Origin of the sequence: Amycolatopsis rhizosphaerae, assembly GCF_007713715.1 — a bacterium.
In the GTDB taxonomy this organism is placed as follows: Bacteria; Actinomycetota; Actinomycetes; order Mycobacteriales; family Pseudonocardiaceae; genus Amycolatopsis_E; species Amycolatopsis_E rhizosphaerae.
Genome location: NZ_VJWX01000268.1, coordinates 1 through 9570 on the forward strand (window position 1 = coordinate 1; position 9570 = coordinate 9570).

At 69.4% G+C, this 9570-nt stretch carries 9 protein-coding genes and 1 pseudogene; 5 read left to right on the forward strand and 5 right to left on the reverse strand.

Features of this window, described 5'->3' with window-relative positions:
* Window positions 1–129: 129 nt before the first annotated feature.
* Together FNH05_RS40075 and FNH05_RS23460 are read left to right on the forward strand one after the other, a co-directional pair.
* Window positions 130–246: pseudogene (locus FNH05_RS40075) on the forward strand (pentapeptide repeat-containing protein); the annotation flags it as partial.
* A gap of 128 nt (window positions 247–374) precedes the next feature.
* Window positions 375–557 carry a hypothetical protein gene (locus FNH05_RS23460; protein ID WP_144590875.1) on the forward strand — a complete coding sequence of 61 codons (183 nt, stop codon included), beginning with the start codon at window positions 375–377 and terminating at the stop codon, window positions 555–557.
* Between the two features lie 45 nt (window positions 558–602).
* On the opposite strand, the gene FNH05_RS23465 is transcribed toward FNH05_RS23460, so the two are convergent.
* Window positions 603–1595, reverse strand: coding sequence for an aldo/keto reductase (locus tag FNH05_RS23465; RefSeq protein ID WP_144590876.1), 993 nt, complete (start codon window positions 1593–1595; stop codon window positions 603–605).
* Window positions 1596–2300: 705 nt separating this feature from the next.
* Window positions 2301–3482, reverse strand: coding sequence for a coiled-coil domain-containing protein (locus tag FNH05_RS23470; protein WP_246127902.1), 1182 nt, complete (start codon window positions 3480–3482; stop codon window positions 2301–2303).
* Window positions 3483–3856: 374 nt separating this feature from the next.
* Here FNH05_RS23470 and FNH05_RS23475 point away from each other — a divergent pair, with 374 nt between their 5' ends.
* A complete protein-coding gene (locus FNH05_RS23475) occupies window positions 3857–4774 on the forward strand; it encodes a patatin-like phospholipase family protein (RefSeq protein WP_144590877.1) in 918 nt (305 codons plus the stop codon).
* Between the two features lie 105 nt (window positions 4775–4879).
* On the opposite strand, the gene FNH05_RS23480 is transcribed toward FNH05_RS23475, so the two are convergent.
* Window positions 4880–5584 carry a TetR/AcrR family transcriptional regulator gene (locus FNH05_RS23480; RefSeq protein WP_246127903.1) on the reverse strand — a complete coding sequence of 235 codons (705 nt, stop codon included), beginning with the start codon at window positions 5582–5584 and terminating at the stop codon, window positions 4880–4882.
* A 49-nt stretch (window positions 5585–5633) separates the two neighbouring features.
* On the opposite strand from FNH05_RS23480, the gene FNH05_RS23485 reads away from it, so the two are divergent.
* Window positions 5634–6677, forward strand: a complete 1044-nt coding sequence (locus FNH05_RS23485; RefSeq protein ID WP_246127904.1) for a glycoside hydrolase family 113 protein — start codon at window positions 5634–5636, stop codon at window positions 6675–6677.
* A gap of 60 nt (window positions 6678–6737) precedes the next feature.
* Here FNH05_RS23485 and FNH05_RS23490 read toward each other — a convergent pair whose 3' ends face one another.
* A complete protein-coding gene (locus tag FNH05_RS23490; RefSeq protein ID WP_186382700.1) occupies window positions 6738–7472 on the reverse strand; it encodes an SDR family oxidoreductase in 735 nt (244 codons plus the stop codon).
* Window positions 7473–7543: 71 nt separating this feature from the next.
* Between FNH05_RS23490 and FNH05_RS23495 the strand changes: the two genes are divergently transcribed.
* Window positions 7544–8485, forward strand: a complete 942-nt coding sequence (locus FNH05_RS23495) for a LysR family transcriptional regulator (RefSeq protein ID WP_144590878.1) — start codon at window positions 7544–7546, stop codon at window positions 8483–8485.
* Window positions 8486–8561: 76 nt separating this feature from the next.
* On the opposite strand, the gene FNH05_RS23500 is transcribed toward FNH05_RS23495, so the two are convergent.
* The coding region (locus FNH05_RS23500) for an MFS transporter (protein WP_144590879.1) at window positions 8562–9570 on the reverse strand (1009 nt) is incomplete at its 5' end.

The window sequence follows — 9570 nt, forward strand, 5'->3', positions numbered from 1 at the left end:
ACCGGATACCGACGCCTGACCCTGCGCTACGAACGCAAAGCCAAACACTTCCTCGCATTCCTCCAACTCGGAGCCGCCATAACCAGCTGGAAGAAACTTCGAAAACTCACCACATGAGACGCGCTCTTAAGCAACGTCTGCTTGGCTCAAGTCAACTTCACACATGCCAACCTCACCGGCACCAACCTCACCTGTACCACCCCGCTAGACGTGACGGGGGCCCCAGTCGCACGCTTTTGCCGTTAGTTAATCAGGGCACGCGCCAACGCCAACTACCACTGGAGATTCAGCGCCACCGACTGATGAAAACACACGTATCCGGGTGTTCGGTCGATCCGGTGGACGCCTCGGCTGGGGTGTCGTCAAGGGATCGGTTGACGACACCCCAGCTGAGCGTCGGCGTGCTCGCGGTGGGCGCGGACGGGTACCGGGCGCTGGTCACCTACGGCGAGATCGCCCCGGGCTCCGGCAACCGGGGCGCGATCCTGGCCGTCGAGCAGGACGGGAGCACCGCTGGCCCGACCCCGGCTGGTCGTGACCGGCGCGGTCACCGGTGAGCGCGACGTCAACGACGTCGTCGAGCTGGACGTCGAGCCCACCGGCTAGCCCCGAGCGATCTCAGCGGTGTGCGCGGGGGCGTAGCGCTCGCCCGTCACCTGGTCGCTCAGCGGGTCCAGCGCGGCCAGCGCCTCGGCGTCCAGGGTGAGCTCCAGCGCGGCCGCGTTCTGCTCCAGCCGGGCCGGGCTGCGGGTGCCCGGAATGGCCGCCATCGCCACCCCGAGCCGCTCGGCCTGGGCGTACACCCAGGCCAGCGCCACCTGGGCCGGGGTGGCACCCAGCCGGTCGGCCACCTCACGCACGGTCTGCGCGATCTTCTCGTTGGCATCGCCCGCCTCGCCGGCGAAGCGGGGGTTGGTGCGCCGGAAGTCCTTCTCGCCCAGCGTGGAGCGGTCCAGGGTGCCGGTCAGGAACCCCCGCCCCAGCGGCGAGTACGGCACCAACCCGACCCCCAGCTCGGCCATCACCGGGGTGACCGCCTCGACGTCGCGGGTCCACAGCGAGTACTCGCTCTGCACCGCGGTGATCGGGTGCACCGCGTGCGCCCGGCGCAGCAGCTCGCCGTCGACCTCGGACAGGCCCAGACGGCGGACCTTGCCCGCCTCGACCAGCTCGGCCATCGCCCCGACGGTCTCCTCGATCTCCACGTCCTGGGGCGGGCGGTGGGCGTAGTACAGGTCGATCACCTCGACGCCCAGCCGCAGCAGCGAGGCGTCGCAGGCGCGCAGCACGTAGTCCCGGGCACCGCGGATGCGGCGTGCCCGGTCTCCGGCGCTGCGGTCGATGCCGAACTTGGTGGCCAGCTGCACCTGGTCCCGGCGGCCGTGGATGGCCCGGCCCACCAGCACCTCGTTGTGCCCGGTGCCGTAGGCGTCGGCGGTGTCCAGGAACGTGATGCCCAGCTCCAGGGCCCGGTTGATGGTGGCAAGGCCGCCGTCCCAGTCGGCGGCGCCGTAGCTCTCGCTCATCCCCATGCACCCCAGGCCCATCGCGCTGACGGTGAGACCGGGCGAGCCGAGCGTGGTTCGGGTGATCATGCGCGGATACTCCTCCTGCCCGGCGGACCGGGCGGTACCTCGAGGGCTGACGAACGCGTCCGACACTAGGACTTGGAGCGCGCTCAAGGTCAAGTCAAAGGACCGGCCCCGCCGCCCGGGTCCACATCGAAGGCGGCGAAGCCGTAAGAGTGCCTAGACCACCACCCCGGTTCCCGCCATCAAAGCCTGCGGCGACCGCGCCACAGCACGTCTGCCGGTGGGGTGGCCTGCGCAGCGGCGCCTACCCGAGTTCGTCGTCCTCGTCCTCGACGTCGTGCACAGCGTCGGGATCGGCCCAGCTGCTCGGCCAGGTAGTCCACCAGCTCCAGCGGCACGCCATCGAGCGGCTCGTCGAAGAACCTGCCAACTCGGCACGTGAGAACCCCGCGCCTGGGAAACTGCCCTACGCCGACGCCTGGCCATCGGACAGGAACTCAACCGGCAACGCATCTCTCCTGCTGCCGCAACCCGCCCACCGCGGCGGAACCGCCTCACCAGCACCCCAGGCCTCTGGTCAACTCACAGAACGCAGGTCAAGCCGTGATCAACGCTGAGCGCCGTCTTCCGTTCCCATGTTCCTCAAGGCCTGGCCGGGGCCGCCGGACCGGCGGGCAGAAGCCCAAACCCGGGCCAGGCGCCGAGGCAGCCCACCAGGCCGCCCGGCTCAACACCCACCAAGACCACTGACCGGCCCGGCCGCGGCTGCTACTCGACCCCGGTGTCCCCACCACCGGGGTCGACACTCTGCCGTCCGAGCATGGCGGCCAGTCGGCCGCGCAGGGGTTGCTCTTCGGTGGTCTCGTCCAGTGCCTGGCCGAGGGCGGAGTTCAGGTCTTCCCGTTGGCGCGCCAGGTCGGCGGCGTGCGCGGTCTGTGTCGTGAGGTCGGCGCGGAGCTTCCCGATCTGCTCGTGCAGCGGGGCGAGCGCGTCGGCGTAGGCCTGGGTGGCCCGCGCGAGCCGGGTGGTCAGTTCGGCGACGCGCTGGTCGGCCGCGGCCTGGAGGGAGCGGGCTTGCCCGTTGAACTCCTCGGTGCGGGCGCGTAGCCGCTGCTCGTATTCCTCGGTCAGGTTCTGGCGTGCCCTGGCCTCCTCGTGGCGTAGCTGGTCGAGGCGTTCCAGGGTGGTCGCGCGTTCCCCGGTGAGGGCGGTCTGCAGTTCGGCGATCTTCTCGTGCGCGGTGGTGACCTGATCCAGTGCCCGTTCGCGATCCACGATCGCCTTGGTCTTCTCCCTTTCCGCCGCCTGCTGCCGGGCGAGCGCCTCGTCCTTCTCCCGCACCGCCAGTGCCGCCCGTTCCTGCGCTTCGACCGCTCTGGCCCGATCCTCCTCGGCCTGTCGCCTGGCCTGCCCGGCTTCCTCGGCGGCCTTCACTCGTTCCGCCTCGGCTTCCCGGGCCCGCTCGATCGCCGCGTCCCGCGCGACTTCCGCGGCGGACTTTTCCTCCAGGGCGGCCGCCGCCTCGTCGCTCACGCGGGTGCGCAGCGCGGCGATCTCTTGACGGACCGGTTCGAGGGCGTCGAGCACGGTTGCCGTGCGCTCGTCCAGCGTGCGCAGGTCCACCCGCGTCATCGGCTGGTCGGCACCGTAGGTGTGCACCCAGATTTCCCGGCATTCGTCGAGTAGCGCGCACGTGATGACCCTGGCCCCCCAGCGTCCGTAGCGCTCGGGATCGGCGGGGCAGTAGGGGGTGGGCCTGCCGCCCCGCGGCGGGATCGGCGGCAGCGTCCGGCCGCAGTAGGCGCACCGCGCCTCCTTTCCGGCGCCGAAGGACTGGAGTGATGCTTCCCGGCGCTCCTCTCGGCTGCCACGCCGGACCGGCGGGAGCGGCTTCGCGCTCTCGGGCGGTTCGACCCCATCTTCGGTCATCTCCTGGGCCACTTCGGTCACATCAGCACCATACCAGGTTTCTGATCTTGAACTCAAAGGTCCAGTTCAGGTTATGAAACTTGAACTACCGGAGACGACAAGAAGGTTTAGATCATATGGATAAGCTCGATTATTGATATGAGACTGGGAGAGGAGGCAAGCGAGGCAAATCGTCAGCGGAGTGGTCGCCTGGAGGCCGTGATCACGTGGCGGGGAAAACGGATGGGCGGGATCCCGTCGGCCTGGTAGCTTTCAGTCGACCGTGACACCGTCCGAGGAGGTGAGACCCATGAACGCTGTATCGACGTGGGTGCTCCTTCCCGTCACGGTCGGGCGGTTGACGTAGGTATCGCCGGGAGCGCCTCGACAACAAGGCACTCTCGAAAGGCGAACCCATGGTTCACAACTTTGCTCTGGTCCTCGGTGGCGGTGGGGCTGCCGGACAGGCGTGGCAGATCGGTGTCATCGCAGGTCTGGCCGAAGCCGGCCCCGATCTGACGGAGGCCGCCGATCTGGTGATCGGCACCTCGTCCGGTTCCACCACGGCGGCGTACGTGCGCAGCGGTATGCCACCGGCAGAACTGTTGGCCGCGGTGCTGTCCTCGCCGGTTCAACCGGTCGGACAGAACCCGGGACGGCCGCCGTCCCCGTCGATGGACACGGCGTTCGAGCGGATGAGGGCCATCGGCGCCGCCGCCACGTCGGCAGCCGATCTACGACGTGCGATGGGCGCGTTCGGGTTGGAGACCGACTCCGTGCTCGGACCCGCGGCGGCGGAACAGCGGCGTGCCATGGTCGCCGCCCGGTTGCCTCGCCGCGAATGGCCGGACAGGCCGATGATCGTGGTGGCCGTCAACGCGCATACCGGGGAGCTGGCCGCGTTCGACCGCGATTCCGGCGTCGAGCTGGTGGACGCGATCACCGCGAGCACCGCGATGCCCGGTCTGGGCCCCACGCACGGCATCGACGGCACTCACTACATCAACGGCGGCGTGCGCTCCGCCGAAAACGCCGACCTCGCCGCGGGCTGCGCGAACGTCGTGGTGCTCTCGCCGTTCGGTGGACGGAGCCGGACACCACCGCAAGCAGGCCAGTTCGAGGGCCTGCGCAGAGAACCGGAATGGGGCACGGACCTGGCGAGCCAGGTCGAGGCCTTGCGCAAGCAGGGCAGCCGCGTCGAGGTGATCACGCCGGACACCGATTCCCGGGCCGCAATGGGCACGAACCAGATGGATCCGGCCACGCGCATCCCCGCCGCCCGTGCCGGTTACGCCCAAGGCAAGCAGGAAGCGACCCGCATGACGTTCCGCTGACGGCCGCACGCCGCCCCTGGCTGACGTGCGCGGTCGCGGTGTCCGGCCGACAAGCCGGATACCGCGACCGCAGCCCGGGATCTGCGGAAGCCCTGGGGGATGCCATCACCCGGGTGATCGCCGACCGGGCCGCCGCCTGGCGGCGATCCCGTCGAGCAGGCAGTCCAGGCCAAGTTCGAATCGTTCGTCCGCGGTACTGGTCGGCATGTCCCGGAGCCAGGAGCCGAGTGAGTCGTTCGCCATCTCGCCCGCGTACGCCTGCAGGTCCTGGGTTGTGCCGATGCCGAACCGCTCGAGCATCGCGATCTCCCTGCTGACGCTCATCGCGGTGCCGGTCACGTAGTTGTCCAACAGCGACGTGTACGTCATTGCCGGCCTGAGTTCGGCCCTTTCGAGCACTTCGAGCATGAAACTCGCCCGCCGCATGGTTTTCGGCCCGAACGGCGGGCGGCTGTCCACCAGTTCGGCATACCACCGGTGCCTGCCGATCATCAGCCAGAGGCTGCACGCGACGTCCCGCAGGTCGCGGCGCCAGTCGTCGCTCGGTTCGTCCGGCACCTCGACCTCGGCGGACACCTCGTCCAGCATCAGATCGACCAGGCCGTCCTTGTTGAGGACGTAGCGGTACAGGGACATCGGGGTGGACACGCCGAGCGCGTCGGCGACGGCGCGCATGGTCAGCCCGGAAACGCCTTCAGCGTCGGCAAGGGTGATTCCCGCGCGCACGATCTCCGCGCGAGTCAGCGCGTGCTTCCGGCCTGGTGGCTCCGGGTGGTGCCAGACCAGCCGTTCCACAGGAGTGCTTGGCATACCCGGAGTGTACAACGTACAGTGAGTGTACAACGTACATTCCGGAGGGATGATGAAGCTCAGGGGGATCAACTACGACACCGGTTTCGCCGGCGCGGTGGGTGACCGGTCGCGGGTCGGCTTCGACCCCGGCGTGGTGCGGCGGGAACTGGAGATCATCGCGGCGGACCTGCACTGCGATGCGGTCCGGATCAGCGGGGACGACCAGGACCGCATCACGCTGGCCGCGCATGCCGCCGTCGACGCGGGGCTGCAGGTGTGGTTCGCGCCGTTCCCGGTCGACCTGACCCCGGCGCAACTGCCGCCCTTCTTCGAAGCCTGCGCCAAGCGTGCGGAGGAGATCCGGGTGCGCGACCCGGAGACCGTGCTCGTGCTGGGCTGTGAGATGTCGCTGTTCTGCGCCGGCTTCGTGCCGGGTGCCTGCCTGATGGAACGAATGCGGAACGCGATGAACCCGCAGGCCTGGGCCGGATACTCACCCGATGCGGACTTCACCGCGGTGCTGCGCGACCTCGTCGAGGTCGCGCGGGGGCACTTCGGCGGCAGGATCACCTATGCCTCGGGGGAATGGGAGGAAATCGACTGGTCGCGGTTCGACTTCGCCGCGGTCGACCTGTATCGCTCGGCGCACAACGCCGCCGAGTTCTCGCAGCGCGTGCGGGACCACCGCGCGCACGGAAAACCCCTGGTGATCACCGAGTTCGGCTGCTGCGCCTATCGTGGCGCGGCGGAGGCAGGCGGAACGGGCTGGACGATCGTCGACCACGCGGCAAAACCCCGCGTGCTGAACGGCGACTACGTCCGCGACGAATCCGTTCAAGTGGCGTACTTCCACGAGCTGATGGACGTCTTCGAGGCCGAGGGCGTGCACGGTGCGTTCTGGTTCACCTTCGCCGGCTATGAAGCCCCGTTCGACCCCGACCCAAGGCGCGATCTCGACATGGCCGGTTACGGTGTCGTGAAGGTCCTCAAAGGACGGAAAGGTGTGCGGTATCCCGATATGGCTTGGGAGCCGAAGGAGGTCTTCCACGCCGTCGCGGCCCGGTTCGGTTCGGCCTCGGGGATCAATGGGCGCCGCGCAAGAGGCCAGTGATCGTCACGGCGGGGGTTGAACACCACGGCAGGCTTCGGGTGGAGACGGCGCGGCATGGTCTCACCAGGGAATCGGCCCGTCCTCGGCCAAAAAGGCGCCCGTCGGGCCGTCTTCGCCCGCCGTCGCCAGGTCAACCGCCACGGCCGCGCCCTCCTCCGCCGTGCGTATCCCGGTGTGGCGGTTGAGGTCGGTCGCGCAGTAGCCCGGACTCACCGCGTTGACCAGGATCCCTTCGGCGCGCAGTTCATTGGCGTAGAGCACGGTGATCGCGTTCAGCGCGCTCTTCGAGGTGCAGTAAGGGAGGAGGATCGAGGAGTAGCCGGACCACGGGCTGCCCGGGTCGGCCAGGTGGGTGAGGGAGCCGAGTTCGCTGGACATGTTGACGATGCGTGCGGCGGCCGAGCGGCGGAGCAGGGGGAGCATGGCGTGGGTCACCGCGATGACGCCGAACACGTTGGTCTCGTAGACCTGCCGGACGGCAGCGGCTGGGGTTTCACCCGGTTTTTGCGGTCCGGCGCTGATCGCGGCGTTGTTGACGAGGATGTCGAGGCGGCCGAACGTGGCGTCGATGTGCTGGGCGGCGGCCTGGACCGAGGTTTCGTCGGTGACGTCCAGCGGAACGAACCGTACGTCGGCGCCGCCCGCGCGAAGCTCCTCGGTCGCCGCCTCGCCACGCTCGGCGTTGCGGGCGCCGATCAGGACGGTGATGCCGAGGGCTGCGAGCCCGCGCGCAGTTTCCTTGCCGATGCCCTTGTTCGCGCCGGTGATCAGAGCAGTCTTCTGCGAAGTCGTCATGGCACCCAGCCTCCCCTCATCCACGGGCGACAGGGAAAGACCAGAAGACTCTGGATCTATAGTCCGCAGATATGAGTGAGCTGGAGGTGCGGGAGCTGAGGTACTTCGTCGCGGTCGCCGAGGAGCTGAACTTCAGCCGGGCCGCGCAACGCCTGGGGATGGCGCAGCCCCCGCTGTCGAAGGCGATCGCTCAGATGGAGTCCCGGCTCGGGGTACGCCTGCTGGAGCGCACCACCCGGCAGGTGAGGCTGACCGACGCCGGTCAGGTGCTGCTCGACCAGGCCCGGATCGCGGTCGACGCGGTGCACGCGGCGGCCCGGCGAGCACGCCGGGCCGGTCAGCCGACACCCCAGCTCGTCGTGGCGGTCAAACCGGGAGGCGATGCCGGGCTGCTGCGGGAGATCCTCGCCGCCTACCGGGGAACGGGTTCGCATCTGCCGCCGCCTGAAGTCGTCGTCGGCGGCAGCGGAGAGCCGATCGCCATGCTGCGGGACGGCCGTGCCGACGTAGCGCTGCTGCGCAGCCCGTTCGACGGTCAAGGGCTGGATTCCCAGACACTCGTGGTCGAGCCGCGACTGGCCGTCCTGCCCGCCGCGCACCGCCTGGCCGGACGCCGGCGACTGCGGCTGACCGACCTCAAGGGCGAACCGATCCCGCGCTGGAAGGGGGCCGTCCCCTCCATCACCGCCTACTACACCGGATACGACGGCGCAGAAGCAGGCGGCCACACAGGCTTGGCGGCGGCCGACACTCCTGAGGGGCCGCTCGTGGCCAGCGTCGAGCAACTCCTGGAGGTGGTCGCGCTGGGGCAGGCGGTGGCGTTCCTGGCACGCTCCACCACCGAGCGGCACCAGCGCCCGGACATCGCCTACCGGCCGGTCACCGGCCTCAGCCCCAGCGCGGTCATGGTCGCCTGGCCGGAGACCTCCCGATCCGTAGCCGTCGCCACCTTCGTCCAAGCCGCCCACGACGTCGCCACCCACCACCGTGACCACATGACCGCACTGGCCTGACCGGCGTACCCGACCCTTGGTCGCGTCGACCACGTGGACATGGCGCAGGGGGAGGTCCAGGACTTCCCGCCCGCCGCTAGTGCGCGGCCGACCGCTCGTTGCGCAGGAACAGGGCGCTGGCGAGGACGCCGAAGAGCACGATGGCGGCGTTCACCGCGATCGCGACCTTCAGACCACCGAGGACGGCCGAGGCTCCGGTTCCGACCATGGCGGCGGTGGCGACGGCACTCATGATCGGCGTGCCCATCGTGATGCCGACCTGCTGGGTCATGGTGGCGAGGCCGGTGGCCAGACCCTGTTCGTGGTCCGCGTGCCCCGAGGTGGCGGTGACCATGAAGCCCACGATGGCGAGCATGTTGCCGACACCGCCGAGGAAGCTGGCGACCAGCATCAGCCACAGCCACGAGCGGTCGCTGCCGAGGCCGACCAGGGCCGCGGTGAACACGGTCTGCAGAAGACCGCCCACGAGCAGCGTCCGCTTGGTGCCGATCCTGCCGATCACCTTCGAGGCCGTGACGCCGCCCAGGACCGTTCCCACACCGAGCACACCGAAGGACAGACCGGCGGCGAGCGCGGAGAAGCCGAGTACTTCCTGGAGGTAGAGGGTCAGCGGGAAGACCAGGGAGGTGAAGGTGAGGAACGCGATCAGACCGGCGAAGTTGCCCCAGGCCACCGACCGCCTGCCGAGCATGCCGAGCGGCACCAGCGGCCGGGACACCTTGCGCTCGACGGCGTAGAACACCAGCAGCAGCACCACGCCCGCCGCCAGCGACAACAGGGCGCTTGCCGAGCCCCAGCCCTTTTCGCCGGCCTGGGTGAGCCCGAAGATGACGGCCAGCAGGCCGAGCGTGACGCTGACGGCGCCGGGCACGTCGAGCTTGGGGCGCTCGTCGGGTCGGGATTCCTTGATGACCCTGGGGGCGATGAGCAGCACGGCGATCGCGACGGGCACGTTGATGAAGAACGCCCATCGCCACGACAGCAGGTCGGTCAGCACGCCGCCGAGGATGGCTCCGGTGGTGAACCCGCTGGACATCAGTGCCCCGTTGAGGCCGAGCGCCTTCTGCCGCAGGGGGCCCTCCGGG